General features: G+C 53.3%; 22 protein-coding genes and 1 pseudogene. 11 read left to right on the forward strand and 12 right to left on the reverse strand.

What is annotated here, in order from left to right:
* Window positions 1-46 precede the first annotated feature (46 nt).
* Window positions 47-465 (reverse strand): annotated as a pseudogene (locus ADIMK_RS10925) (transposase); the annotation flags it as partial.
* A gap of 333 nt (window positions 466-798) precedes the next feature.
* Between ADIMK_RS10925 and ADIMK_RS10930 the strand changes: the two are divergent.
* The 7 genes from ADIMK_RS10930 to ADIMK_RS10960 all read left to right on the forward strand — a co-directional run bounded on the left by ADIMK_RS10930 (window position 799) and on the right by ADIMK_RS10960 (window position 9063).
* Window positions 799-1797, forward strand: coding sequence for a Bug family tripartite tricarboxylate transporter substrate binding protein (locus ADIMK_RS10930; protein WP_081849761.1), 999 nt, complete (start codon window positions 799-801; stop codon window positions 1795-1797).
* Window positions 1798-1878: 81 nt separating this feature from the next.
* Window positions 1879-2379, forward strand: coding sequence for a tripartite tricarboxylate transporter TctB family protein (locus ADIMK_RS10935; protein ID WP_051692874.1), 501 nt, complete (start codon window positions 1879-1881; stop codon window positions 2377-2379).
* A gap of 32 nt (window positions 2380-2411) precedes the next feature.
* Window positions 2412-3956: a tripartite tricarboxylate transporter permease gene (locus ADIMK_RS10940; protein ID WP_051692870.1), complete on the forward strand. Its 1545-nt coding sequence runs from the start codon at window positions 2412-2414 to the stop codon at window positions 3954-3956.
* A 110-nt stretch (window positions 3957-4066) separates the two neighbouring features.
* The gene (locus ADIMK_RS10945) at window positions 4067-5461 is read left to right on the forward strand and encodes an FAD-binding oxidoreductase (RefSeq protein ID WP_036187751.1); all 1395 of its coding nucleotides are present in this window, start codon (window positions 4067-4069) and stop codon (window positions 5459-5461) included.
* Between the two features lie 136 nt (window positions 5462-5597).
* Window positions 5598-6347: an electron transfer flavoprotein subunit beta/FixA family protein gene (locus tag ADIMK_RS10950; RefSeq protein ID WP_036187753.1), complete on the forward strand. Its 750-nt coding sequence runs from the start codon at window positions 5598-5600 to the stop codon at window positions 6345-6347.
* Window positions 6348-6357: 10 nt separating this feature from the next.
* Window positions 6358-7287 carry an electron transfer flavoprotein subunit alpha/FixB family protein gene (locus tag ADIMK_RS10955; protein WP_036187755.1) on the forward strand — a complete coding sequence of 310 codons (930 nt, stop codon included), beginning with the start codon at window positions 6358-6360 and terminating at the stop codon, window positions 7285-7287.
* A gap of 105 nt (window positions 7288-7392) precedes the next feature.
* Window positions 7393-9063: an electron transfer flavoprotein-ubiquinone oxidoreductase gene (locus ADIMK_RS10960; protein ID WP_036187758.1), complete on the forward strand. Its 1671-nt coding sequence runs from the start codon at window positions 7393-7395 to the stop codon at window positions 9061-9063.
* 166 nt (window positions 9064-9229) lie between these two features.
* Here the strand turns inward: ADIMK_RS10960 and ADIMK_RS10965 are convergent, their stop codons facing one another.
* On the reverse strand, window positions 9230-10135 hold the full coding sequence (locus ADIMK_RS10965) for a LysR substrate-binding domain-containing protein (protein ID WP_036187761.1): 906 nt from the start codon (window positions 10133-10135) through the stop codon (window positions 9230-9232).
* A gap of 233 nt (window positions 10136-10368) precedes the next feature.
* On the opposite strand from ADIMK_RS10965, the gene ADIMK_RS10970 reads away from it, so the two are divergent.
* Window positions 10369-11277, forward strand: a complete 909-nt coding sequence (locus tag ADIMK_RS10970; RefSeq protein ID WP_036187765.1) for a LysR substrate-binding domain-containing protein — start codon at window positions 10369-10371, stop codon at window positions 11275-11277.
* Window positions 11278-11834: 557 nt separating this feature from the next.
* Here ADIMK_RS10970 and ADIMK_RS10975 read toward each other — a convergent pair.
* Together ADIMK_RS10975 and ADIMK_RS10980 are read right to left on the reverse strand one after the other, a co-directional pair.
* Entirely contained in the window at window positions 11835-12884 is a 1050-nt protein-coding gene (locus ADIMK_RS10975; RefSeq protein ID WP_036187769.1) for a 2Fe-2S iron-sulfur cluster-binding protein, read from the reverse strand.
* A 96-nt stretch (window positions 12885-12980) separates the two neighbouring features.
* A complete protein-coding gene (locus tag ADIMK_RS10980) occupies window positions 12981-14006 on the reverse strand; it encodes a hypothetical protein (protein WP_036187773.1) in 1026 nt (341 codons plus the stop codon).
* Window positions 14007-14406: 400 nt separating this feature from the next.
* Here ADIMK_RS10980 and ADIMK_RS10985 point away from each other — a divergent pair, with 400 nt between their 5' ends.
* Window positions 14407-16146: a methyl-accepting chemotaxis protein gene (locus ADIMK_RS10985; RefSeq protein ID WP_051692871.1), complete on the forward strand. Its 1740-nt coding sequence runs from the start codon at window positions 14407-14409 to the stop codon at window positions 16144-16146.
* 2 nt (window positions 16147-16148) lie between these two features.
* On the opposite strand, the gene ADIMK_RS10990 is transcribed toward ADIMK_RS10985, so the two are convergent.
* Window positions 16149-17072 carry a dienelactone hydrolase family protein gene (locus tag ADIMK_RS10990; RefSeq protein ID WP_051692872.1) on the reverse strand — a complete coding sequence of 308 codons (924 nt, stop codon included), beginning with the start codon at window positions 17070-17072 and terminating at the stop codon, window positions 16149-16151.
* Window positions 17073-17248: 176 nt separating this feature from the next.
* Between ADIMK_RS10990 and ADIMK_RS10995 the strand changes: the two genes are divergently transcribed.
* The gene (locus tag ADIMK_RS10995) at window positions 17249-17623 is read left to right on the forward strand and encodes a DOPA 4,5-dioxygenase family protein (protein WP_036187776.1); all 375 of its coding nucleotides are present in this window, start codon (window positions 17249-17251) and stop codon (window positions 17621-17623) included.
* Between the two features lie 12 nt (window positions 17624-17635).
* Here the strand turns inward: ADIMK_RS10995 and ADIMK_RS11000 are convergent, their stop codons facing one another.
* Complete coding sequence (locus ADIMK_RS11000; RefSeq protein ID WP_036187779.1) at window positions 17636-18103, reverse strand: GNAT family N-acetyltransferase; 468 nt, start codon at window positions 18101-18103, stop codon at window positions 17636-17638.
* A 203-nt stretch (window positions 18104-18306) separates the two neighbouring features.
* On the opposite strand from ADIMK_RS11000, the gene ADIMK_RS11005 reads away from it, so the two are divergent.
* The gene (locus ADIMK_RS11005) at window positions 18307-19413 is read left to right on the forward strand and encodes an adenosylhomocysteinase (RefSeq protein ID WP_036187782.1); all 1107 of its coding nucleotides are present in this window, start codon (window positions 18307-18309) and stop codon (window positions 19411-19413) included.
* A 63-nt stretch (window positions 19414-19476) separates the two neighbouring features.
* Here the strand turns inward: ADIMK_RS11005 and ADIMK_RS11010 are convergent, their stop codons facing one another.
* The 6 genes from ADIMK_RS11010 to ADIMK_RS11035 form a co-directional block, all read right to left on the reverse strand.
* Window positions 19477-21222: a sensor domain-containing protein gene (locus ADIMK_RS11010; protein WP_081849764.1), complete on the reverse strand. Its 1746-nt coding sequence runs from the start codon at window positions 21220-21222 to the stop codon at window positions 19477-19479.
* A gap of 225 nt (window positions 21223-21447) precedes the next feature.
* Window positions 21448-22077 (reverse strand): LysE family translocator, encoded by a 630-nt coding sequence (locus ADIMK_RS11015; RefSeq protein WP_036187785.1) that lies wholly within the window; start codon window positions 22075-22077, stop codon window positions 21448-21450.
* A 226-nt stretch (window positions 22078-22303) separates the two neighbouring features.
* On the reverse strand, window positions 22304-22798 hold the full coding sequence (locus ADIMK_RS11020; protein ID WP_036187786.1) for a universal stress protein: 495 nt from the start codon (window positions 22796-22798) through the stop codon (window positions 22304-22306).
* Window positions 22799-22861: 63 nt separating this feature from the next.
* Entirely contained in the window at window positions 22862-24190 is a 1329-nt protein-coding gene (locus ADIMK_RS11025; protein WP_036187787.1) for a TRAP transporter large permease, read from the reverse strand.
* A 17-nt stretch (window positions 24191-24207) separates the two neighbouring features.
* A complete protein-coding gene (locus ADIMK_RS11030; RefSeq protein WP_036187789.1) occupies window positions 24208-24723 on the reverse strand; it encodes a TRAP transporter small permease in 516 nt (171 codons plus the stop codon).
* Window positions 24724-24735: 12 nt separating this feature from the next.
* Window positions 24736-25776, reverse strand: coding sequence for a TRAP transporter substrate-binding protein (locus ADIMK_RS11035; RefSeq protein ID WP_036187791.1), 1041 nt, complete (start codon window positions 25774-25776; stop codon window positions 24736-24738).
* Between the last annotated feature and the right edge of the window lie 85 nt (window positions 25777-25861).

Genomic DNA, 25861 nt, shown 5'->3' on the forward strand with positions numbered 1-25861 from the left:
CGCGGACTTAATCACATGTTCCATAGCCATATAGCTCACGCTATCCCTTGATTCGCCTTGTCAGGTCAGTGATTTCCCGTGCTAACGAACGACAACGATATGAGGTCCTGGACAACATCAGCACGGCACAATCCTGTCGCTGGCGGGCGCCGAAGCGCTGTTGAAGATCAGCGAACAGCGCCCTACTTCGGGAAGGCTTCAGGCCTCCTTTGCCAACACATTTTGAAACATTGCCTTGTCTAACCTCAGGTCGGCGACAAGCTGCTTCAGACGCATATTCTCTCCCTCCAACTGCTTCAACCCACTCAGCTCCGATGGTCCTAAACCGCCATATTTTCTTCGCCACGTATAGAACGTGGCACACAAGATACCCATCTTGCTGCACACCTCAGGGATCGGTGTACTCAGTTCAGCCTGCTTGAGGGCGAAGGCTATCTGCCCTCCAGTGTAGCGCGATCTCTTCACGGCATGCGCTCCTGACCTCAGGGGTTCGTCATGCCGGACTTTCCAGTTCTACTTGGTTAAGAAATTGGGGTTAGAGCCATATTTTCATTCATTTTGTGAATGATCGACATACAAATTAGAAGCTTGTTATTCGGCGCTCAACGAAGGAACATCAATTGGTGGCCATTAATGGCTAACTGCTAAGTAGCACTATCTCGCTCGTCGTGATCAGACTGTAATGTCCAAACGTCGATATTTAAAAATCGATAGGCTGTTTTGGGGTATTCAGTCCGTGCGTTCAAGCGCTTGCGCAAGAAGTTTTAAAGCTCATATAAAACAAATAAAGGTAGAGCAATGAAAATAAAAGCGACATTTAAAGCATGTTCTATGACGGTTTTTGGAGCCGTGCTAGCGCTAGGGGCGCTTTCGCAGCCAGCCGCAGCGGCCGAGTGGCCAACAAAAGATGTTCATTTGATAGTTCCCTATTCCGCCGGCGGTAATACCGATGTCCTCGCTCGCAGAGTGGCTGATCTTCTTCAGCGTGAGCTTAAAGCAAACGTGGTAGTTGAGAATCGCCCAGGTGCTGGCTCCACCGTTGCAACAGCTCGTTTAGCCCGTGGTGGACGAGATGCTGATCACACTATTCTTATGGCATCTCCCGGGCATGTGATCGGACCAGCAATATATCCAAACCTTGGCTATGACGCAGTGGAAGACTTCCGCTTCATCGATAAATTAGTTGATATGCCTAATGTCATGGTGGTTCCTGCTAGCAGTCCATATAACACCGTTGGGGAGTTTATCAATGCGGCCAGCGGTGCGAATCCAATGACTTTCAGTCACCCAGGCATAGGCAGTTCGATTCACATGTCGGGCGAGCTATTCCGCACTTTCACGAAGCTTCCTATGGTAGCAGTACCCTATCAGGGTAGTGGAGCAGCTCTTCCTGCTCTACTTGGCGGGGATGTGGATGTATCTTTTGAGAATATGTCGACGGTTCTACCTCATATTAAGTCGGGGGGGCTAAGGGCTTTGGCAGTCACTTCGCCAGAGCGATCACCTTTTCTCCCGGATGTGCCGACTATCAGAGAAACCTCTGGCTATGGCTTAGACGGGTTTGTCACCGGAGTTTGGAACGGGATTATCGCGCATAAATCTTTCCCTGATGAGGGGGTCGATGTTCTGCGGGAAGCCTTAAAGAAAGTGAAAGAGACTCCCGAGTTTCGAGGTTTTGCTAAGGAGATGGGGGCTGCTGAACCTAGCACTGCGTCAGGTGATGAATTCAAGGCTTTCATTGTTTCCGAGATTGAACGTTGGCGTAAAGTTGCCGAAGACGCTGGAATACGCAATTAGTATATAAGCCGACTGTAATGCTCCGCGTGGGAAGGCGAGAAACCTCCGCCTTTCCCATTCTCAGGTGTGGAGAACGAGTTCGTGACAAAAAAAAATATAAGTGCTTTTGCTGGCAGAGGTAAATCAGCGTTAGTGACGGGTGGCGGAATGCTGGTTTTTTCTTTGCTACTACTGTTTTACCTGGCGCCGAACTACATTATTGAGCCTTCATTTGTTCAAAATCCAATGATGTCACCAAGTTGGTTGCCCAGAGTTATAGGCTGGCTGATATTTGGGATGTCTATTCTCTTGATCATACAGGGACTTGCTCCTGTGCCTCAAAATGAGGAGGAGGTGCAAGATGCTAAAAGAGGGCCTTTTATAAGATACTTCCTGATGCTAACTGCGCTCGTGGTGTATGCATCTTGCCTAGAAATTTTGGGGGCTGTTATCAGCAGTGTTATTGCGACTCTTTTGCTATTAATTGCTCACCCTGTTCGTGTTTGGTGGGTCTATGCATTAATAGGGGTAATTTTACCTGTTGCTATTTCTTTGCTTTTCACTCGAGTCATGAACGTACCTTTACCTCTAGTGCCGTTCTGACTAAAAAAGCATGAATAAAAGTCGAGTTGATTATGGAACACTTATCTGAAGTACTAGAATTGATTTTAGCGTGGGAAAACTTCCTAGCTATCGCTGCCGGCGTGTCATTGGGAGTGGTGGTTGGTGCTATTCCGGGCCTTACAGCGACGATGGCTGTGGCGCTGGCACTACCTTTTACCTTTTCAATGGATCCCGTGACCGCAATTCTGCTACTAGTGGGGATCTATAAAGGAGGCATGTACGGAGGTTCTATAACAGCAATCCTGATTCGTACTCCAGGAACGCCAGCCTCAGCCTGCACACTTTTGGATGGTTACCCGTTGGCCCAAAAGGGAGAGGCGAAAAAGGCTCTCAAGATGTCGCTCTATGCATCTGTAATCGCTGATTTCATATCCAATCTTTCATTGATATTTTTTGCAGGCTACTTGGCTAAAATTGCTCTTAATTTTGGCGCTCCGGAGTTTTTCTGGCTGATTTGTTTTTCGCTCACGATCATCGTGTCTCTATCTGGGAGCTCTATACTCAAGGGACTAATGGCAGCAGGACTTGGAATTACTTTTTCTCTAGTAGGCTTAGATCCAGTATTTGGATCTGAAAGATTGACTTTCGGCAGCTACAACTTGATGGATAGCATATCCTTCATTCCCCTTCTAATTGGCCTTTTTGCCATTCCGGAAATCATCTCTTTTTATCGCAAAAAATGTTCGCCTCATATAAAGATCAAGGCTAGTGGTGCCAGCGTATCTTGGGCGGAAATGAAAGGAAGTTTTAAAAGCATCATTCGTGGGAGCTTTATCGGGGTAATTATTGGCGCTATTCCCGGAACGGGTGCTACTGCGGCAGCCTTTATATCCTATAGCGATGCAAGACGGCGTTCGCCTAATCGCGAAAACTTTGGTAAGGGTGAGGTTGAAGGTGTTGCAGCTGCTGAGGCTGGAAATAATGGAGTAGCTGGCGCGACATTGATACCCTTGCTTTCATTAGGTATTCCGGGAGATGTAGTGACCGCAATTATTCTTGGTGCTTTTATGGTCCATGGTCTTACACCTGGGCCAGTTATGTTCCAAGAAAACCTGCCTCTAATATATGCCTTATTTATAGGAATAATGGTTAGCTCAATTGTATTATTGGTTGTTGGTAATGCCGCTATCAAATATTTCTCAAAAATTGCCGACATACCGAATGAATTTCTTTTTCCGATTGTACTAACATTCTGTGTTTTTGGTTCCTATGCTGTAAATAATGACATCTTCGATGTCTGGCTTATGTTCGGCTTCGGCGCTTTGGGCTACGTGTTCGCACGAAACAGTATTGCTACTGCGCCTTTTCTGATCGGATTTATTTTGGGTCCGATGTTCGAAGATAATCTTCGCCGTTCGTTGTTGATCGGAGCGAATGATATTTCGATATTTTTCAGAGGTCCAATAACTTGGTTTTTCATAGCTCTGACTATTGGCTCCATCTTACTGACATTTAAAAGTTGGATGCCGGGTAACAAAAAACGAGAAAGTGGAAGCCTTACCGATAAGAGATATCTAGAAAATCGTAAGGAACTTTTATCACCGGCAGATAAATAACACCCCTATATAACCAATCCTTTATTTTTAACAATAGGATCAAATAATTTTGGTCCGACGGGGTAAGCCTGCCTTTTTGTAATCAAAAACATATTGATTATAGGATTTTTATGAATATTTTGCTTGATTCTATCGAAAAAGTTGTCGGTAGCCAGAATGTTTTGCGCGGCGAGGATGTTCGCTCTAGAACTGCTGACTGGATGACGAAAGAGCCCTGTTTGGCTGGCGCGATTGTGAGGCCAGCTAATACTGAGCAATTGTCCGAAGTTATGGCCTTATGTTACGAAGCAAACCAAGCGGTAGTGACCCATGGAGGCCTTACCGGCTTGGTTCGCGGTGGCATGGCAAGCTCAGATGAGTTAGTTATCTCGCTGGAGCGTATGACGCAAATTGAATCTATTGACTGTGTTAGCGGGACTATGACCGTTCAAGCGGGAGCTCCACTACAAAGTGTTCAGGAGGCTGCGGACCAGGCTGAAATGCAGTTTAATTTGGACTTGGGTGCTAGAGGCTCTTGTACAATTGGGGGCAATATTGCGACTAACGCTGGTGGGATTAGAGTAATTCGATACGGGATGATGCGAGACCTAGTGCTGGGTGTTGAGGCGGTACTCGCTGATGGCACAGTGGTTAACTCGATGAATACCATGCTGAAGAATAATGCTGGATACGATCTCAAGCAATTATTTATCGGAAGCGAGGGCACATTAGGAATTGTGACCCGCGCAGTTCTCAAACTCCACCCACAACTAACAGCAACAAATACTGCTTTAGTCGCGTGCGAAGATTTTAATTCTCTCACGGGGTTGTTACAGCACGCACGTAAATCGTTAGGAGGAGAGCTGTGTGCGTTTGAGGTCATGTGGAGTAGTTACTACTCTTTACTGACAACAGAAAGTAATCGTCACACTCCACCAATCTCTTCTGATGCCCCCTATTACGTGCTGATTGAGTCACTCGGTGCGGAGCAGAAGGAATCTCATGAGCGCTTTGAAAAGGCTATTGAGTCTGCTTTTGAAAAAGGTCTACTTATTGACGCAGTTTTGGCTAGTTCAGATCATCAGCGTGAAAAGCTATGGGCTATTCGTGAGGATGTGGAAGGTCTCGCACATCTCCTTGCCCCGCGCTTTGCGTTCGATATCAGTTTACCAATCCTAGAAATGGATAAATATGTCAGAAAGCTTCAATCAGCTGTTAGTCAGCGTTGGAAAAACGCTAAAGTTATAGTGTTTGGGCATCTAGGAGATGGCAATCTTCATGTTTCAGTGGCAACAGGTGACGCGAGTGATGAGACTCGAGAGGCTGTTGAATCACTAGTTTATGAACCGTTAAAACTGATGGGTGGTTCAGTTTCTGCAGAACATGGAATTGGTCTAAAGAAACGGAAATACCTAAATCTATCACGTACCCCAGCAGAAATTGCTCTAATGCAGACCCTGAAAATTGCTCTCGACCCGAGGGGATTACTGAACCGCAATAAGGTTCTGCCAGATATATTGGCGTAACGGATATAGTTGCTTCATTTTTCTTAATAGCTAATCCGGTGGTTTCTATTACATATAAACCCTATATCTGCTAGAGCAAAATGTATAACGTGGCAGTAATATTCTTCCTTAATTAGCTGTTACCTCGGGTGAAATTGTGAAATTAATTGTAAGTGTAAAACGCGTCATCGACTACAACATCAAGGTACGCGTCAAGGCCGATAACACCGGCGTGGATCTGGCCAACGTCAAAATGGCACTCAACCCGTTCTGCGAGATCGCGGTTGAAGAAGCGATCCGTCTGAAGGAAGCCGGTGTAGCTTCAGAGGTGGTCGTGGTTTCCATCGGCCCGACAGCGGTACAGGAACAACTGCGTACCGCCCTCGCACTGGGTGCAGACCGCGCCATCCATGTTGAGACCGATGAACTGCCGGAGCCGCTGAACGTGGCCAAACTGTTGGCCAAGGTCATCGAAGCGGAACAGCCGGGTCTGGTGATCCTCGGGAAGCAATCCATTGACTCCGACAACAACCAGGTGGGCCAGATGCTGGCCGCACTGGCCGGTCGTCCTCAGGGTACCTTTGCCTCTGAAGTGAAGGTCGAAGGCGGCAAAGTACTGGTGACCCGTGAAGTCGACGGCGGTCTGCGTACTCTGTCACTGGATCTGCCGGCCATCGTGACCACCGACCTGCGTCTGAACGAACCACGCTACGCCAAGTTGCCGGACATCATGAAAGCAAAGCGTAAGCCGCTGGATGTGAAGACCCCGGCCGACCTGGGCGTGGAACTGAAACAGCATATCACCCAGCTCAAAGTCGAAACACCGGCTCAGCGTGAAGCGGGCATCAAAGTGGACAGCGTGGATGCGCTGATCGACAAGCTGAAGAACGAAGCCAAGGTTATTTAAGGAGGCTGGGATGAACATTTTACTGATTGCTGAACACGACAACAGCGCACTCAATCCGGCAACCCTGAGTGCGGTCAGCGCGGCCACCCAGATCGGTGGCGAACTCACCGTATTGGTTGCTGGCGCAGACTGTCAGAACGTGGCCGATGAAGCAGCCAAGGTCTCGGGTGTCTCCAAGGTTCTGCTGGCTGATAACGCCGCCTATGCAAAAGGCCTGGCTGAAAACCTCAGTGCACTGATTGCTGAAGTCGCTACCGGCTACAGCCACATCATCGCCGCCGCCAGCAGCACCAGCAAAGACACTATGCCGCGCGTGGCAGCGCTGCTGGATGTAGGCCAGCTCAGCGAAATTATCGCAGTTGAGTCTGCCGATATCTTCAAGCGTCCGATCTATGCCGGTAACGCCATTGCGACCGTTCAGTCCCAGGATGCAGTCAAGGTGATCACCGTGCGTACCTCCGCGTTCGACAAGGCTGCTGCCGAGGGTGGCTGTGCCGGTGTTGAAACGGTCGCCAACTCCCGCGATTCCGGCACTTCCAACTTCGTCAATGAGGAACTGGTGAAGTCAGACCGTCCCGAGCTGACCGCCGCCAGCGTGGTGATCTCCGGTGGCCGTGGCCTTGGCAGCGCTGAGAACTTCGCCCTGCTGGAAAACGTGGCCGACAAACTGGGTGCCGCCATCGGTGCCTCCCGCGCGGCCGTCGATGCCGGCTTTGTCAGCAACGATCTACAGGTGGGACAGACCGGCAAGATCGTCGCGCCCGAGCTTTACATCGCCGTGGGCATCTCCGGAGCGATTCAGCACCTGGCAGGTATGAAAGAGTCCAAGGTGATTGTGGCAATCAACAAGGACGAGGAAGCGCCGATCTTCCAGTTAGCTGATTACGGTCTAGTGGGTGATCTGTTCAAGGTCCTGCCAGAACTGGAAGCCAAACTGTAAATGCAAAGCTCCATTTCAATTTATAAAGAAGATGTGACCGGCAATTAGGTTAACCCCACCCCGCCAGAATCACACTCAGAGTATTAGCCATGAACGAGGTATCTCATGCGCGAATCCATGGAATTTGATGTAGTCATTGTCGGTGCCGGTCCTGCCGGTCTCAGTGCCGCCTGCCGCCTTATGCAACAGGCTCGGGAAAAGGAACAGGAACTTACCGTTTGTGTCGTCGAGAAAGGCTCCGAAGTCGGCGCCCATATTCTCTCCGGTGCTGTCATCGAATCCCGCGCCATGGATGAGCTTTTCCCGGACTGGAAAGAGATGGGCGCGCCGCTGAATACGCCGGTCACAGCCGATGAGGTGTACCTGTTCAAGAGCGATACGGCAGCGAAGAAGGTGCCGAATGCACTGATCCCCAAGACCATGCACAACACCGGGCATGGTCTGAACAACTACGTGGTTAGTCTCGGCAACGTCTGTCGCTGGTTGGCCGAGCAGGCGGAAAGCCTGGGCGTGGAGGTCTTCCCCGGCTTCGCCGCTGCGGAAGTCCTTTTTAACGACGATGGTTCGGTAAAAGGGGTCGCCACCGGCGATATGGGTATTACCGCTGCCGGTGAGCAGGGCCCCAACTACATGGAAGGGATGGAACTGCACGCCAAGTACACCCTCTTTGCCGAGGGCTGCCGAGGGCATTTAGGAAAGTTGTTGATCGAAAAATTTCAGCTCGATATCCATGCGGATACCCAGCATTACGGTGTCGGTCTCAAGGAGCTGTGGAATATCGATCCGGGTAAACACCGCCCAGGTTTAGTTATCCACGGTTCCGGATGGCCACTTAATACAGGTGGTTCTTATGATACGACCGGAGGCTTTTTCCTCTACCACCTAGAGAACAACCAAGTTGTCGTAGGCCTAATTGTAGACCTGAACTATACCAACCCATGGCTCAGCCCATTTGATGAGTTCCAGCGCATGAAGCACCACCCAGTGCTTGCCGACCACCTGGCAGGCGGGAACCGTGTGGCCTATGGCGCTCGCGCCATCACCAAGGGCGGGTTCAACGCCCTGCCGAAGATGACCTTCCCAGGCGGTCTGCTGATTGGCTGTAACGCCGGCACCCTGAACTTCAGCAAGATCAAGGGCACCCACACTGCGATGAAATCCGGCATGCTGGCTGCTGAGGCGGTGTTCGAAGCAATCACTGCCGGCGATAAGAGCAGCAAAGAACTCAGTAGTTTCAACGACAAGTTCAAAGATAGCTGGGCTTACGACGAGCTGTTCCGCTCGCGTAACTTCGGTCCGGCAATGCACAAGTTTGGTCCGATCCTCGGAGGTGCGTTCAACTTCGTCGACCAGAATATATTTGCCGGCAAACTGCCGATCACCCTGCACGATGAAAAAGCGGATTACGCCCAGCTCAAGCCGGCGGATCAGTGTCCGAAGGTGGACTACCCTAAGCCGGATGGCAGGCTCAGCTTCGACAAGCTATCCTCGGTGTTTATCTCCAACACCAACCACGAGGAGGATCAACCCTGTCACCTGAAGCTGAAGGACGCCAGTATCCCGATCGCGCAGAATCTGCCCCTCTATGCGGAACCTGCCCAGCGATACTGCCCTGCCGGTGTGTATGAGGTAATTGAAGAGGGATCAGGCCCGCGCTTCCAGATCAACGCGCAGAACTGCGTACACTGCAAAACCTGCGATATAAAGGACCCTGCGCAGAACATCACCTGGGTGGTGCCCGAAGGGGCTGGCGGACCTAACTATCCGAATATGTAAGCACGAGCACTTCATGCGGTTTTCCCTTCGTGATGCTGGATTATTGCGTCAGTGAGAGAAAAGATGAGGACTATACCTTTTTCAAGACGAGAAGGGAGAAAATTGCTGTCTATCGCGCTCATCTGGAGAAGGAGTTCGGGAGACGTAAAGCTTGGCATGAGACCTTTTACGTAGTGTCGTGTGAAACCTCTAACAACCAAGCTTTCAATGCTGATACGGTTGGGGGCAAGTCTCGGTGCGGTGCGATATTGAGGTAGAAGTTGTAATTAAGTGTAGTGTTCGGTGAAGATTGTATAGGGGTAATTAACGTACCGTTCTTAAGCTCATCTTCGACCAGACAAGAGGGTATTAGCGCTATACCAAGCCCTGCCACTGCAGCTTGCAGTACATGAGATGTCATCTCAAACTGGGGGCCTAGGTGCATTTCTGACGTAGGTATATTGTGAGCAGCAAACCAATAGTGCCAGTCATCAGGCCTCGTCACAATCTGAAGAAGTGTGTGATTAATTGCGTCAGCTGGAGAGGTTAGTGGTGTTTTATGGATTAAGTTAGGGCTGATGACAGGTACTAACTGATCCTGTAAAAGGATAGTGGAGTCTAGCCCTGGCCAAGGATTTGTTCCTCCATTAATGGCAGCGTCCATACCCTCAAGTTCAAGGTCGAATTGGCGGATTTTGGCGTGTATGTGAACAACTATATTTGGATTTTTTGAATAGAAATCTGCTAAGCGAGGCATTAGCCATTTTGCGGCAAATGTTGGGAGGCAGGCGATATTAATTGATCCACCAGAGGCTCGATACGCATTTATCTGTAGTGAGGCATTGCGAATACGTTGTAGGCCGCTTCTTACTTCACGAAGATACATTGCCCCTGCTTCGTTAAGCTTAAGACTCCTACCATCCCGGATAAAAAGTTGTACTTCCAAGAGTTTCTCTAAAGACTGTACATGACGACTTACAACGCTTTGTGTAAGTGAAAGTTCCTTTGCGGCAAGTGTAAAACTTAAATGCTTCGCCGCTGATTCGAAGGCGAGCAGCCAAGACATAGAAGGGGTGAGGCGTCGAGGATTCATTTTTCGCTCTTATATATTATGAAAGTACTATTTATGGCCTATGTACCGTTACGAAGAATGGTAGGTTCGGCTACCATTGCTACTATCAAAAACTTATGACTGATAAAAACGACATCATAAACAATAAGATTTAAATTCGCCATTTTTATGTAATTTGTTTATTTTACTGCTCTTTTCTCTGCGTTGACTTGAGCCCACGGCAACCTAGGATCGATTACTGATAGAAAAAAACTATGCCTAAACTTTTACTACCCACCATGAATGCTCTTTTGTGCTTTGAGGCTTCGGCTCGCCACCTTAGCTTTACCCGTGCTGCTGAGGAGTTAAATCTAACGCAAAGCGCGGTTAGCAAGCAGGTAGCGCAACTTGAGGATATGCTACTAAATCAGCTTTTTTTTCGAGTGCGAAAGAGGGGGTTGAAATTAACACCTGCGGGTGAGCTCTATCTGACAGAGGTTGGGAAGATTCTTTCGCAGGTTGATATTTCGAGCCGATATATCCTGTCATACGGAGGAGAGGCTGAGGTACTTAAAATTGCGACTCAGCCAACATTTGGTTCGTGCTGGCTGTCGCCCAACCTTAAAGGTTTTTCTGATCTGCACCCTAATATTCATCTAGATGTACGAAGCGATTTGGAGCCTTTTGATCTTGTTAGGGCGCAGGCAGATGTTGCCTTTTTCTATGGTCATGGCTCTTGGCCAGGAGCAACTTGCATTGAGCTGTTTGGCGAGGAGGTGGTCCCCGTGTGCTCTCCTAGCATCATATCAGACCATATTCTAAACAATGCAGCGGAAGTCGCTAGCCTCCCTCTCCTGCAATGTGCCTCTCGTCCAGAAGCTTGGCATGAATGGTTTGAGGATCAAGGCATCAATACTGATAACAGTTACCATGGCACGCGTTTCGATACGTTCTATATGTGTATACGCGCTGCCAAAGCAGGGTGTGGCGTCGCTTTAATACCACGCTTTCTAGTGGAGGAAGAGCTTGCTGACGGTAAACTAATAACTCCTTGGGGTTATAAAAAAATTAGTAGAAACAAGCATTTCATAGCCTTCCCGGAGCACTCAGGCGATGTTCCAAAGATCGAAAAATTCGTATCTTGGATTTTAAAAAAGGCTGAGTCTCAGAGAATATTACCTTGAAAAAACTCTCGCCATCTTGGGCGTTTATACAACCTAAAATAGAGCAGATGAATCTGTAACTAACACTAACTCGTAAAAAGTATTGTCTTGCCCTATATTGACTCTCGCTTGGTACCAAGAGGCGATTATAAGGCCCTGTACAATGTCCATTCTCTGACATGCCGCGGGTATTTGGGCCGTCCGGGCAGTAGCGAGCCAAGAAAAACCCTAAATTTCCATGTGAACTTTTGGCACAATATGGATTGCACCAAGGTTTATAGACACATAAGGACCTTAAGGTCGGTTTTGTCTATGAGTTAAGAATAGCGGATATGTACCAATCACTGGCATCTTACACTGTCAGTCTGACGTCTTTTTAGGACCAAAAGCAGTCTACACGATAGCTCTTTTCACCAAGTCAGCTAAAGTTGGACAATTGCCAAAGGCGACTTACCTTGGCCACTTCAGCTGATGGCAATCAACCTCTTTAGCAAGCAAAAAACCCTTTCATTTGTATCAAGAGCACTCTCGACTCAGATAAAAGGGGCTTCCTAGTTTACGGGGTTCGAAAAGGCGGCTTAGCCACCCATCAACCTCTCCCCCTCCGGCACTTCCGGCAGCGCCTGATCGAAGAAGCCTTCGGTGTGGATCATCTCGTCACGGGCACCGAGCGCTTTGGCGGCGGCGGTGCAGTCCACCACGAATTCGGGGCTGCCGGCGATGTAGATGGCATGCTCGGTGAGGTCCGGGTATTGCTGCGCCAGCAGTTGCGGTATGCGCCCGTGCAGCATCCCCTCTTTCTGTTCACGCGTGAGCGTGGGAATAAACTTAAAGCGGCGGTGGCGCAGGTTCCACAGCTCCAGCAGGCCGCGATCATAGATATCGGCTTCGGTCTGGGCTGAGAACATCAGGTGCACCGGTTTGTTGAAACCTCGGCGCAGGGCGGCGTCGGTCAGCGCCAGTATGGGTGCAAGACCGGTTCCGGCCGCCAGGCAGAGTACCGGGGCGTCAGTGGCCGGATCGCCTATAAAGGTGCCATAGGGGCCAGAGAGGCTGAGCATGCTGCCAGGGTACAGGTTGTCGTGCGCCCAGTTACTGGTGAGGCCTTCGGGCACGCGGGTGATCTGCAGAATGATCTCGCCGTTATTGCTCGGCGCGTTGGCGATGGAGTATGAGCGTGGCGGGATAGTGCGCTCTATGTTGGTCAGTTGCACGTACTGGCCCGGCCAGTAGCGCAGTGCCTCTCCAATTGGGCGGATGCGCAGTTCAATAATGCGCGGGGTGCGCTCGATGCGATCGACCACCACACAGCGTATGTTTTCGCGCGGCGGAAACAGCTTCGGCTTGGCATCTTCCGTGCCCCACTCGATCTCAAGCACATCCCCCAGCGGCTTGGCCATGCACATCAGGCCGTAGCCTTCGTCGCGCTCCTCCTGCGAGAGGGCCATGTCCAGCACCATACCCTGATCAAACTCGCCGCTGCGCACCCGCACCTTGCACTCACCGCAGGCGCCAGCCCGGCAGTTGTTGGGCAGCGCGTAACCGGCTCGCTCCAGCGCCGCCAATACGGTATCGCCTGCGCTTACATCCACTTCTTTGCCTGAGGGGTAGAGTCGTACTCGCGTCATAGTAACCGTCCCACGTCTGTCGATTCTTGTTGTGTAAAGGCAGCACAAGCCGGCACCCCGGTCAGGATGTCGGCTTGCTTCCTGCAATGGGGTCGATCAGAAGATCGGGATGATATCCGCTGAATCCAGGTCGGCCTGAGTGACCTCCTGGCCGGTGATATCCACCTCGGGGATCGCCGGGAACGGGGTATCGTACTTGTCGAGCACCGCTTTCAAGTTCAGCATCGCTGCGCGCCAGTTGTCCTTCTTGGCGTCGAACGAGGGCACACCGAAACCGGCCTGACGGGCGATCTCTTCCGCTTCACGCTGTGTGGCGATGAAGTCTTCCGGCAGGTCCCAGAACTCGGCCGGCGGCTCAAACAGCACCGCGGACAGGAACAGGTAGCCGGCGCGGATCTGCTTGGTGATGATTGACTTCTCTTCAGCGGAGAGCTTCGGATAGTCACGTTCCATCAGCGACAGGCAGATCGCCATGTGGCGGCCTTCATCGCGGCCGATATTGCGGAACGCTTCCTGGAATACAAGCTCTTCGCAGCTCTGCGACATCTGCTTGAAGATGGTGGCCGCAGCGATCTCACCCATCAGGAAGGAGCTGAACAGTACCGCCAGACTGTACTTCGGCACCGCCTGCTTATATCCGTTCCAGTAGCGGCCTCCGTTGTAGTAGAGCCAGCGGGCGTTTTTCTGCAGGCGACGGCCCAGCTCGGTCTTCGGCTCGTACTCCAGAGGGCTCGGAGACTCCAACAGCTTGGTAATTGCCAGACCGCACATCTGTTCGTGGTTCTGCTCGTCACGGGTCACGGAGAAGAAGCAGCGGCGGATGGCGTCCTCTTCGTGGCACTCGTAGGTCTTAATGAAGGCCTCGGCGAATACCGGGGGCGCGGATGCATCGAACACTGACAGCAGTGTCCACCAGTAAGCGATCGCCTCACGCTCTTCCCAGCTGTAGCTGGAGACGTCAAAGGTATCCCAGGGCAGGTCCTTCGGATTCCACGCTTCGCGCAGTGATGCATCCCAGATCTCCTCAACCTTGGAGGATTTGGTCTCCCAGCGCAGCGGGTAGATGTTCGGCTGCGGCGTCTCGGGCGGGAACTCCATCTTGTCGGCGATTTTATCGTGCATCTCTTACACCTCTCTTTTAATCGTTATGGTGATCTTCGAGCTGGAAGATTAATTTTAGTGATACGTAAAAACAACATATATTTTATAAAGCGTATCACTTTAAAAAAGAGACGAATCAAATTTAAACTATTAATTTTTAAGCATTTAATCACGTTAAAAACAAACCGAAAACACGAACATAACGACACATTTTATTGATTTATGTCAATTTATGAGAGTCATTAAAAGTCTACCAACAGCCCCCCCCCATCAGCCCCAAGCCATTACGCTCAGCTGTAACCGCCTCTACCTGCTTGTAACAGGTTGTGCAGAGTTGTTCGGTACAGCTGCCTACCCTGCCCGCAGTGAATAGAATCCAGACAGAACCCTGCCGCCAATGCCAATAATAAGAAGGTGCTTTATGTCGGTATCGCCCGCTCAGCCCAACGCCTCAACCGGCCTACCCACTCGACTCAAGCTGCTGCTGATGATGTCGCTGCCCTGCCTGCCCGCTCTGGCAGTGCTGGGGTTCGCCCTTGCCCGCCCTTCGGCCGCGGCATCAAACCTGTTGACGGCACTGCTGCTGGCGGCGGCTTCCACCCTGTTACTGGTGGCGCTGTGCTACGGCCTGGTTCACCGCACTCTGTTGGGGCCGATACTCAGAATCAGGGAGACCTTCGAGGCGATCAAAGACAGGCATGGGGATATCTCGGCTAATCTGCCGGTAGAGGGCCCCAGCGAGATTGGTCGCCTTGGCATGGCCTACAACGACTTTTCAGACTCACTAAAAGGGATGATCGCTAAGTCACGCCACAGCAGCGTGAACGTCTCACTGGGTGCGGCTCAGCTGCAGCTGAATATCAACAAGGTTCAGCAGGCCGCACTCACCCAGTCGAATCAGGCAAGCCTTGTGTTTCAGGCCAGCGAAGAAGCCACACAGGCGATCAACGAGATCGCCAGCCATACCCAGCTCATCGCTCAACGCAACGAGCACAATCTGCAGGAGATCAACACCTCCAATACCGAGCTTTCGCGCATACGTGCACAGGTGAAGGCGATTGGCGAAGAGGTGGCCAACTTTCAGCAGATCGTCGCGCGCCTCTCGACTAACTCCGAGCAGGTGATCAACGTGCTGGCGATGGTGCAGGGGTTTTCCGAGCAGACCAACCTGCTGGCCCTGAATGCATCGATTGAAGCGGCCCGCGCCGGTGATGCCGGACGCGGCTTCGCCGTGGTTGCCGATGAGGTACGTAATCTGTCACTGAAGGTGAGCGATGCAACACAACAGATCGACAAGAGCATCTCCGAGATGGGCGCATTAGTGGAGAGTACACGCACCGGCTCCAACACCATCATGGACCATGTCCGCGATACTGATACCTTCATCAGCCATACTCACGGCAAGTTCTCGGAACTGCTGAACGACTTCGACACGCTCAACAGCCAGCTTAGCGAGATCAGTGCCGCGGTAGAGCAGCTCTCCTACGCCAACAGCACAACGCACGACAACATCTCGTCGATCAACCAACTGGCGGACAGCATTCGGGACGAAATCGAGATTTCGGCACGTCACTCGCAGACGCTGGAGGGTGCCACCGAAGAGATGCAGGAGCTGCTATCCAACTTTCGCATCGGCTTTGGCGGCTTCGAGAATATCATCGGCACCGCACGGGACTGGGCCAAAGAGGTGGAGCGCGAGCTGCAAAAGCTGGCCGATAGCGGCCATGACCTGTTCGATCACCACTACCGACGCACCAACCCCAACCAGCTGCCTGAGAAGTATGACACCCGCTATGTTAGCGCGTACGAGCGGGTGATGCAGCCGCTGTTCGACCGCTTTATTCAGGAGCGCCCCGAGTTTGTCATCGCCTCGGCGTTTGATATCAACGGCTATCTGCCGGCTCACAACAGCAAGGTATCGCGCCCGCTCACAGGCGATCTGGACACCGACAACGCGCTGAGCCGCCACCGTCGCCTGTATAACGCCAACCGGGCGGAAAAGCGCAGGGCATCTAATACTGCGCCATTCCTGTTGCAAACGTTCATACGCGACACCGGCGAGATACTGAACTCTATATCGGTGCCGCTCTATGTCTCGGGACGCCACTGGGGCAACTTCTGCACCGGGTTTATGCCGGAACAACTGCTGGAGATGAAGTAACCTCAGGCCAGATGCTGGCCGAAGAACTCCAGCGTACGCTTCCACGCAAGCTCAGCACTGGCCTCGTCATACCGGGCCGTCGAGTCGTTGTGGAAACCGTGGTTCACATCCGGATAGAGGTAAGCGGTGTAGTCGATATTTGCCGCTTTTAATGCCGCTTCGTAGTCGGGCCAGTATCCATTCACACGGGTATCGAGCCCGGCAAAATGCAGCTGCATCACCGCCTCGATCGCCGCGATATCACCTTGTGGCGGTGTACCGTAGTACGGAACCGCGGCATTAATCATATCGGGCACCAGGGCTGATAGCTGATTGGTCAGATAACCGCCGAAGCAGAAGCCGACCATGCCCAGCTTGTCGGTGGTCAGCTCATGGGCCTTGAGCATCTCGGCGGCCCCGATAAAGTCGCCCTCGATCTTGCCGCGATCGAGTGTTTTCTGCATCGCACGCCCGTCATCATCATTGCCGGGATAGCCACCCAGCGGAAACAGCGCATCAGGCGCCAGCGCCACATATCCGGCCTTGGCCAGGCGTCTGGCCACATCTTCTATATAGGGGTTCAAACCGCGGTTCTCATGGGCCACCAGCACCGCCGGTGCCGGCTTTTCAGCGCTGACACCCTTGGGCAGTACCAGATACCCGCGCCCCTTGCCGTGCCCTTTGGGGGCGTCGAACTCCATATAGCTGGCCTTGATATCCGGGTCGTTGAAGGATACCTGCTCGGCCAGCGCGTAGTTGGGCAACAGCGCCCCGGCCACCGCGTTGAGGGTAAGCCCGGCGATACCCAGCGTTGCAAGACGTCTCATGAAGGTACGTCGGTCGATGTCGCCGTGGGCGTATTCGTCATACCAGTCGAATGCTTCCTGCGGGATCGTAAGTGCAGCAGGTGCAGATTGGGTGGGCTCAGGGTGGGTGTTGGGTTTCATGTCGGCTCCTGAATGATCTATGCGTCCCGCTCCGGGGTTCGCGGCTTAATCGGGCAACCTTTAGTTAAGCAGAGGGTCGTCATTCTGCCTGATCCCGTTACGAAAACGGCATACGAGCCGATCACTCGCCGTTTTGGTTTATACTGCCCCCTCATTCGATACAGCAGTCATCCAACATGAGCACACACACCGACACAATCGATATCCGTGGCTGGCACGCCCATGTGTACTTTAATGCCGACTCCCTCGAACGCGCCCGCGCCCTGTGCGAACAGGCCGCCGAGCGTTTCCCCGAGCTGAAGATGGGACGTGTGCATGAAAAGCCGGTGGGGCCGCATCCGGACTGGAGCTGTCAGCTGGCGTTTCGTGCTGAGCTGTTTGACCAGGTGATCCCATGGCTGACGCTCAACCGGGGCGATCTGACGGTGTTTATCCACCCAATTACCGGGTTCGATCTGATCGATCACCGCGACCGCGCAATCTGGATGGGCAGCATCCGCCCCCTCAATCTCTCGGCCCTGCCGGAAACCTCGGTGGTGTACGATCTCTGAGCGAGCGCCCCTTTAGCTGCCGTCGATGGGTAATGCGGTGCTGAAACTGTAGCCGTGACGCTCGAACCCCAGCGATTCATAAAAGGCGTGGGCACGCTCGCGCTTAAGGTTGGACGAGAGGGTGACCTTGTAACACCCCTTCGCCCGCGCCAGGTCAAGCGCCTGCTCCATCATGAAGTGCCCCACCCCCTGCCCCTGAAAGTCAGGCTCTACCGCCACATCTTCAATAATGCCCGAGCGGTTACCGCGATGTGCCAGATTATCCATGATCAGCAGAGCAAAAGTGCCAACGATCCGCTCACCGCTAAGCGCCAAATAGATGCGGTAGTCGGGGTAGCAGGCCATGCGCATGAATAGTTGCTCGGCCTCTTCAAGACTCAGGGTGTTGCCGTTATCCATATCCGGCTGTGCGTATAGCCGCAGGAGCGCCTCCAGATCGTTTGTCATCGCTTCCCGCAATACAAGACTGTCGCTTGTCATCCTTCACCCCTGCTACTCCGATGGTTATCGGACAGTTAAGCCGACGAAACTGTACTTGTCAGCCCCGCAACGACCTGCTTTTTCAGTAATACGCCCTTCCGACACAGGGGCGGATTCAAACGGTGGTTTGAAATCATTTGTACTCAAGGACCAGTTGCCGTACACAAATGGCTGTTTTTATTAATAAAACAAGGAGTATGTTTATGAATCCGCTTTTTTTGAAGGGTGCCAATTTTTTCGAGTCCATTGAGCAGCCGCGGCAGGAGCATCTGCATCTGGCGGTTGTCACCCATCTGCTCAGGGGTGCCCCGCTCTACCTTGAAACACTGGGCCGTATGGCGAAGGTGGATGTAGTGTTTCCAAAGCCAAAGAGCGTCAGCCAGGAAACCCTCGAACAACTGGGAGACCGCTTCCAGATTTTGATCAAAAACCGTAACCAGCTGAGTTCGCCGGATGTGGTGGCGGCGATCCTTAACGATTATGTGCAGGATGGCGAGCTGATCCTGATCGATGTGGGCGGTTATTTCGTGGAGGCACTGCCGGGGCTGATGGAGCGCCTACGGGTGCCGCTTCGCGGCATTGTCGAGGTGACTGAAAACGGACACCAGCGTTACGCCGCGCTGAAGTCGCTGCCGGTGCCGGTGATATCCATCGCACGCAGCCCATTGAAGGGGCCGGAAGACTACCTCACCGGCCAGTCGATTGTGTACTCCTCGGAAGCGTTGATGCGCCAGTGTCATCATATTCCCAATGGCGGCCACGCGGTGGTGTTCGGCTATGGCAAGATCGGCAGTTCCATCGCCAAGGCGCTGCACTCGAAGAATATCAACACCAAGGTTGTCGAGATCGACCCAATCCGCGCTATCGATGCCCGCTCCCGCGGGTTTGATCTGCTAACAAAAGAGGAGGCGCTGCAAACCAGCGATATCATCTACTGCGCAACCGGCAACCGTTCGTTGTGCTCCAGCGATTTTTCGCTGGTGAAGAACGGCGCATTCATCTTCTCGGTCACCTCGTTCGATGACGAGATGGAGCTGCCCCGTGCCAACGGCAGCTTCCAGATTCACCCGGTAACCGAGCATATACAGCGCTACGAGCGTCTGGGGCAATACTACTACCTTGCCAACCGCGGCAACGCGATCAACTTTATCCACAACGCGGAGGTCGGCCCCTACATATTTCTGGTTCAGGGCGAATGTATTGAAGCGATGAATTATATGAGCCGTAACTCACTGGAACCGGGGCTCCATGAACTGCCAACCGAGCTGCGTCGCTCGCTTGCCCAGTCGTGGCTGAATCACTTTGTCTGAACGGCAACGGACTGCCAACGACACGGCGGTGTAATCACGGGAGAGAACAGAGCATGCCTCTGTTCACAACATGGAGTCGAGGCCCACGTCCCCATAGAAACAGTAACGGTTGCGTCCCGTGCGCTTGGCCTGATACATCGCCAAATCGGCCTTGCGCACGAGATCATCCACATCCATGCCGTCCTGCGGATAAAAGCTGATACCGATACTGGCTGAGAGTTTGATCGGCCCGACATCTGTATCAAACGGATTACCGAAGCTGCCCAGAAGCTTTTCGGCGATACCATGCACCCCCGCGATATCGGACAGCTCATCCACCAGCAGCAAGAACTCGTCGCCACCAAGGCGTGAGAGCGTGTCGCTCTTGCGGATGCCGGATTTAAGTCGCTCGCCCACCTGCTTGAGCAACGTATCGCCAAGCTCGTGGCCATAGGTGTCGTTGACCGCCTTGAAGCCATCCAGATCGACAAACACGGCGGCGATGTTGTAACTGCCCCGCTGAGCTTTCTGTATCGCATGCTCCATCCGTGCACGCATCAACAGCCGATTGGGTAGGTCGGTAAGCGGGTCTTTGCACGCTTGATGCATCAGCTCCTGCTCAACCCGTTTCTGTTCGCTGATATCGGTCAGCGTCAGCACCAGACTGCTCAGCTCGCCCTGAGCATTGGTCACACTATTCAACGTACCGATATAGGGCCGGGTATTGCCGCCTACGTCCCGCCCCTCGACTTCGCCGCGCCATGAGTTCTGCTCCTTGAGGATCACATTGACTGAACAGCAGCCCTCAGGCCCCTTTATTAAGCTGTCCATCTCGACACCCAGCAAAGTGCCTGCCGCATATCCAAATGCCTGATGTGCGGCACTGTTGGCTGATACAACACGCCCCTCAGCATCGAGTATGAAACAGCAGTCGGAGGTGGTATCGAACACCAGTGCGGCCTGTTTGATCTTCTCTGCCGCCTGACGCTCGGCGGTCACGTCACGGCCAATACCCACCAACCCTTCGATCCGGCCCTCGTCGTTTCGAATCGGGAACTTGTACATATCCAGCAGCTGACGTCGACCGTCGTTGTAAGTGACCCACTCGTCCACCCGACGTGCCTCGCCCTGCTCCAGAATGGCGGTATCCTGCTCCATAATGTAGGCCGCAGATCGCTGCGACATCAGGTCCGCGTCACAGGCACCGATGATGCGCTCTTCGCTGAGATTCATGAAGTTAACGAACGCGGCGTTGCAGTACTGATAGACCCCTTTCACATCCTTGACGAATATGAAGTCGGGAATGGCATTGATCACCAGCTGCATCATGTGGCGCTCGCGGTTCAAACCGGCCTGCGACAACGCCAGATCGGTCATATCGCGTGCCACGATAATAGCGCCACCGGCCTTGGCATCGGCATCGGCAAAGGGGGTTAGACTGATATCGAGATAGTGCTGCTGATCGCTGCTGTTGAACTCCCAGAGATCCAGCCTGACCGCTTGGCCGCCGAGTGCCTCGGCAACCCTAGGGCTCACCTTGCGGACAAAATTGCTGTCTCTGTGCACCTCTTGCAGGCGCTTGCCGATCAGTGTCTCGCGATCACTGGAGAAAAAAGCCGCGTAGCCGCTGCTGACAGCCTTGTAGCGGGCCTTGTTATCGATGATCGCAATCATGTCGGTGATACTGGCCAGCAGACGCGAGAGTTCCTCCTGCGACATATCCCATTGGAACGACTCCATCAGCGCATCATTCGACAAGGCTCCGATCCGAGATCCGTCGCCTTGGCCACTACCCTGACTGAGTCTTAAAACCCGAATGAGGTCATCCATAACACGTTATCCCTGTCTGCTGCTGACTGAACGACATGACACCCACTATCATGTGTGACTGACGTCGGCTTTGCATTGCGATTTACGTACCTACCACAGCTATTGTCGGCAAGCCCAATCTTACTCCATATCAGAGGTTATCCACCCGTTTTCAAACGGTTCGATACCATTCACCGCTGTAAAAACACGGGTAAGACGCGCTTTAGAGACACTTTGCACAACACATCAGTTTACACGTGTGAAAATCACTTTGATGCCCAGTGCCATCATCGCGCCACCGAGCACACGATCCACCCAATGCCCCATCTGCTTAAACCGCAGACTGATCGCAGGTCTTGAAAACAGACCAACTACAAGCGAAAACCAGGCCATCTGAATCACCATCATCCAAACGCCGTAGATCGCGATCTGATAAGCAGGGATATCCGGTGAGAGCACCACGGTAAACAGCGAGACGAAGTAGATCGGTGCCTTGGGATTGAGCACATTGCACAGAAAGCCCGTACTGATGCTTCTACCGGCAGACTGCATCGGCATCGCATCCGATACCTCAGAGTTCAACGCCGCCTTTTTGGCCTTAAGGCCCTTGAACCCGAGATAGATCAGGTAGGAGCCACCCAACAGTTTGATCGCCCAGAGGTAGCTTTGCGAGTTAGCGATGATCGCCGCCAATCCGAACGCCGAGTATATGATATGTACCGACAGCCCCAACGCGATACCCAAGCTGCACAACAGGCCGGCTCTCGTACCATTTTTCAGTGTTTGCTGAGATACCAGGACGAAATCAGGCCCCGGGGAAGCCGCGGCCAGTGTGTGCACCAGCGTAATAATCAGCAATCCATGTAGTAGATCCAAAGCAATTCCCTTCTTAACGATACCTGCCGCGTAACGTCAGGCGGTTGTTCAAAATTCTACGCCGTTTGCAACGAATCGATATACGGCGATTACGACCATAGAGTTTAGTCTGAGTCGGGTCTGTCGAACAGGCAAGTTGCAGAGTGTGAAAACCGGGAGTGTGAAAACCGGGTATGCCAACAAAAAAGGAGCCCTTAGGCTCCTGTCACACATGAATACCGACAGATCAGTTATCGTCAGTGAGCGGTACGATCAACACCGGTCGCTTGCTGTTATACATCACCTTGTTCGGCGTGGAACCAAGCAGGAACTTCTCCATTGCAGAGTGGTGGCGTACGCCCATCACAATAACATCGGCTTCGATCTCGTCAGCCACCTTGAGTATCACACGCCAGGGCGTGCCCTCTTCCACCCTCGCCGTTACCTGCGATGGGTCCATGATCTCGCTGCCCTCAAGCTCCGATTCGCAGAAGCGCTCGATGCGCTCCTTCACCTTACGCTGCAGGCTGTCGATCCCCTCACGCTGGCGTTCTTCGAGTTCCTCCTCATTGAGGATATTGCGCACCAGATTCTGCGCCGATGCCGGCAGCGGCTCGATCACGTGCAGATAGGTAATTTCAGAGCGGTAATGACCGCACAGGCTCACGGCACGGCGAAAGGCAGGGCGCGATCCCTGTTCGAGATCGGATGCGTACAGAATCTTTTTAACGTCGGGCAACATGCTATGCCTCCTGGTTCTTAACCGAAAACAGGCCCCCGCACGGGAGCCTGTGGATTGTTTGGCTTATCGATAGAGCAGATCGGGCAAAAACAGCGAGATCTGGGCCACGAAGACAATCAGCGCCAGACGCACGATGTCGGCGCACCAGAACGGGGTGACCCCCTTGAAGATGGTGCCGGTCTTCACATCCCTGAGCACTGCACTGAGCACGAACACGTTCATCCCCACCGGCGGTGTAATCAGGCTGATCTCGGTAACCACCACCACGACGATGCCAAACCAGACCAGATCGAAGCCGAGACTGGATACCAGCGGATAAAACACCGGCACCGTCAGCAGCATCATCGACAGGCTCTCGAACACCATGCCTAGCACGATATAAATCGCCAAAATTACCAGGATGACAACGATCGGTGTGACCTCAAGACTTGTCACCAGACTGAGCAAGGCATCCGGCAGGCCCGCACGGTTGATAAAGTCGGAGAAGATCAGAGCACCGATTACCACACCGAACAGCATCGCGGAGGTCCGTGCCGTGTCGGTCAGCGTATCGAACAGCGTGGCCACGCTCAGGCGACGGCGCGCCAGCGCGATGATGAAGGCACCACCGGCACCGATACCGGCCGCTTCCGTGGGTGTGAACACCCCCAGATAAATACCGCCCATCACGATGGTGAACAGCAGCAACACGCCCCAGACACCCTTAAGTGCCTGTAGACGCTCTGGCCAGGCCATTTTGTCACCGGCAGGGCCCTGCTCAGGCGAGCGCCAGACCACATAGCGAACGGCGGCCAGGTAAAGCAGGATGCCGAGCATTCCAGGGATGAAACCCGCAGCAAACAGTTCGCGAATACTCGATTCGGTCAGCAGGCCATAGATCACCAGAATGACACTCGGCGGGATCAGAATGCCCAGCGTGCCACCGGCGGCGATTGAGGCCGCGGCCAAACCGTCGGAGTAACCATACTTGCGCATCGGCGGCATCGCCACCCGCGCCATGGTCGCCGAGGTTGCCAGACTCGACCCGCAGATTGCGGAAAAGCCGCCGCAGGCCACCACCGTCGCCATCGACAGTCCCCCCTTGCGATGGCCGAGAAAGGCATTGGATACGTGGTAGAGCTCCTGCGACAGGCCTGAGCGGGTAACCAGATTTCCCATCAGAATAAACAGCGGAATCACCGACAGGCTGTACTCCTGAACCGTGTCGATCACACGGTAGGAGGCCATCGAGAGAACACTGGTCCAGCGGAAATCAAACAGGTTGCTGAACTCCAGCCCCTGCAACGCCGCGAAACCGAAGAAACCGACCAGTCCCATAGCGAATGCGATCGGCATTCGCACAACGAGGATCAGGAGCAGCAGAACGGCAAATCCGAGCAGTACAACAGACATAGACACCACTCCTAGAATTATTTTGTTTGCGTGGTGAGGATGCGATAGACACCGTAGGTGATCATCCCCACCGCCGTGAACCAGCTCATCACCGCGATATATTCGATGATGTAGCCCGTAGGCATGCCGAGATACTCGGTCACGACACCTCGACGCATGGCACGCTCGGCCAGTTCGAAGATGCGCACACCAAGAACGTACATCGACGTGGAGATGACCAGCGCCGCTAGCAGCCCCAGCGCCTTGACCAGCGCGCTGCCGAGCACCTTATCGAGGATGTCGACCACCACATGCCCGCCGCGCCAGGTCACAACCGGCATCTCGGCAAACAGCATGATCGCCAGCCCCACCTCGGTAAGCTCCGTGGCACCATCCAGCGAGTTGCCAAAGAGATAGCGACCGGCGACGTCGACGCAGGTCAGCAGCATCAATAAAAACAGTACGCTTGCGGCAACCACTTCAAGGGCAAAGGCCAGCCACCTGACTGGCCCGCTCTCGTCGTAGTGCGCATGAACCCATGCACTGAGAGACATTTCGATTACCTATTATTGCTTGCCGTTTTCGTAATCGCGGGCGATGCTCCACAGCTCGTCGACTGCCGCCTGCGCATCAATACCGCGGTCTGCTACGCTCTCGACCCACTCCTCTTTCATGCCCTTGATCATGGCGTAAAATTCGCGTGCCATCGGGTCGGTCTCTTTCACTTCAATCAGATTGACGCCGGACGCCTGCGCCACCTTGTAACCCTCGGCATCGATACCGTCCCAGGCCTTACCGGCCATCTGCGAGAGTTTCTCGCCGGATACGCTGAGAATCGCCTCGCGGTCTTTCGGGTCCAGGTCAGCCAGGAAATCGGGGTTCATGAAGATCGAGAAGCTACCCAGATACATACCGCCCGGCAACAGGGTAACGTTCGGCGCCACTTCGTTCAGGCGCAGCGCCTTCTGCTCGCCCATCGGCATGAAAACACCGTCAATTACCCCCTGCTGCAGCATCTCGTAGACCTTCGGTGCAGGTGCCGCTACCGGAGTGATGCCCATACGCTCACCCAGAACACTCTGTACACCGCCACCGATGCGGATCTTCTTGCCCTTGATCTGATCCCAGGAGGTGATCGGCTCTTTGGAGTGGATATAACCGGGGCCGTGGGTGAACATGCCGATCACTTCTAGGCCGTCAAACTCGTTGGCCTGTTTGAAGTGCTGGTCGTACACGCGCCACAACGCCACGGACGCCGCTTCTGCACTGACACCAAGCCCCGGCTGCTCCACCGCCTGCGGCAACTGGAAGCGACCCGGCACATAACCGTGGTAGCTGAAGCTTGCATCGATCACACCGTCCTCAACCAGCTGGAACAGGGTTTTCGGATGACCGAGCCCCTCCTCGACTTCAACCCGTACACGGCCTTCGGTGGCTTCTTCCACCCACTTGGCCCATGTCGGCCAAACCACCGCATTCTGCGGGTTGCTCGGAGCCAGCCACGTGCCTACCCTCAGTACGGTTTCGGCATAAATATTACCGGACAGCGCCAATGCACCCAGTGCGAGTGCCGCCTTGGCTTTTGAAAAAAGTGTCGTCTTGTTCATTGCTTTCCACCTGACTCTCTCTAACGGAGATTATATTTTTTAATTAATATATTAACTTTTAAGACGGCACGAAGCCGTCGCAAAG

The sequence above is a fragment of the Marinobacterium lacunae genome (assembly GCF_000705555.1).
Taxonomy (GTDB): domain Bacteria; phylum Pseudomonadota; class Gammaproteobacteria; order Pseudomonadales; family Balneatricaceae; genus Marinobacterium_D; species Marinobacterium_D lacunae.

What these genes read in the sequence shown, in the direction of transcription:
- ADIMK_RS10930 (WP_081849761.1), top strand. Translation starts at nt 799, where the DNA reads ATGAAAATAAAAGCGACATTTAAAGCATGTTCTATGACGGTTTTTGGA.
- ADIMK_RS10940 (WP_051692870.1), top strand. Translation starts at nt 2,412, where the DNA reads ATGGAACACTTATCTGAAGTACTAGAATTGATTTTAGCGTGGGAAAAC.
- ADIMK_RS10945 (WP_036187751.1), top strand. Translation starts at nt 4,067, where the DNA reads ATGAATATTTTGCTTGATTCTATCGAAAAAGTTGTCGGTAGCCAGAAT.
- ADIMK_RS10955 (WP_036187755.1), top strand. Translation starts at nt 6,358, where the DNA reads ATGAACATTTTACTGATTGCTGAACACGACAACAGCGCACTCAATCCG.
- ADIMK_RS10960 (WP_036187758.1), top strand. Translation starts at nt 7,393, where the DNA reads ATGCGCGAATCCATGGAATTTGATGTAGTCATTGTCGGTGCCGGTCCT.
- ADIMK_RS10965 (WP_036187761.1), bottom strand. Translation starts at nt 10,135, where the DNA reads ATGAATCCTCGACGCCTCACCCCTTCTATGTCTTGGCTGCTCGCCTTC.
- ADIMK_RS10970 (WP_036187765.1), top strand. Translation starts at nt 10,369, where the DNA reads ATGCCTAAACTTTTACTACCCACCATGAATGCTCTTTTGTGCTTTGAG.
- ADIMK_RS10975 (WP_036187769.1), bottom strand. Translation starts at nt 12,884, where the DNA reads ATGACGCGAGTACGACTCTACCCCTCAGGCAAAGAAGTGGATGTAAGC.
- ADIMK_RS10980 (WP_036187773.1), bottom strand. Translation starts at nt 14,006, where the DNA reads ATGCACGATAAAATCGCCGACAAGATGGAGTTCCCGCCCGAGACGCCG.
- ADIMK_RS10985 (WP_051692871.1), top strand. Translation starts at nt 14,407, where the DNA reads ATGTCGGTATCGCCCGCTCAGCCCAACGCCTCAACCGGCCTACCCACT.
- ADIMK_RS10990 (WP_051692872.1), bottom strand. Translation starts at nt 17,072, where the DNA reads ATGAAACCCAACACCCACCCTGAGCCCACCCAATCTGCACCTGCTGCA.
- ADIMK_RS10995 (WP_036187776.1), top strand. Translation starts at nt 17,249, where the DNA reads ATGAGCACACACACCGACACAATCGATATCCGTGGCTGGCACGCCCAT.
- ADIMK_RS11000 (WP_036187779.1), bottom strand. Translation starts at nt 18,103, where the DNA reads ATGACAAGCGACAGTCTTGTATTGCGGGAAGCGATGACAAACGATCTG.
- ADIMK_RS11005 (WP_036187782.1), top strand. Translation starts at nt 18,307, where the DNA reads ATGAATCCGCTTTTTTTGAAGGGTGCCAATTTTTTCGAGTCCATTGAG.
- ADIMK_RS11010 (WP_081849764.1), bottom strand. Translation starts at nt 21,222, where the DNA reads ATGGATGACCTCATTCGGGTTTTAAGACTCAGTCAGGGTAGTGGCCAA.
- ADIMK_RS11020 (WP_036187786.1), bottom strand. Translation starts at nt 22,798, where the DNA reads ATGTTGCCCGACGTTAAAAAGATTCTGTACGCATCCGATCTCGAACAG.
- ADIMK_RS11025 (WP_036187787.1), bottom strand. Translation starts at nt 24,190, where the DNA reads ATGTCTGTTGTACTGCTCGGATTTGCCGTTCTGCTGCTCCTGATCCTC.
- ADIMK_RS11030 (WP_036187789.1), bottom strand. Translation starts at nt 24,723, where the DNA reads ATGTCTCTCAGTGCATGGGTTCATGCGCACTACGACGAGAGCGGGCCA.
- ADIMK_RS11035 (WP_036187791.1), bottom strand. Translation starts at nt 25,776, where the DNA reads ATGAACAAGACGACACTTTTTTCAAAAGCCAAGGCGGCACTCGCACTG.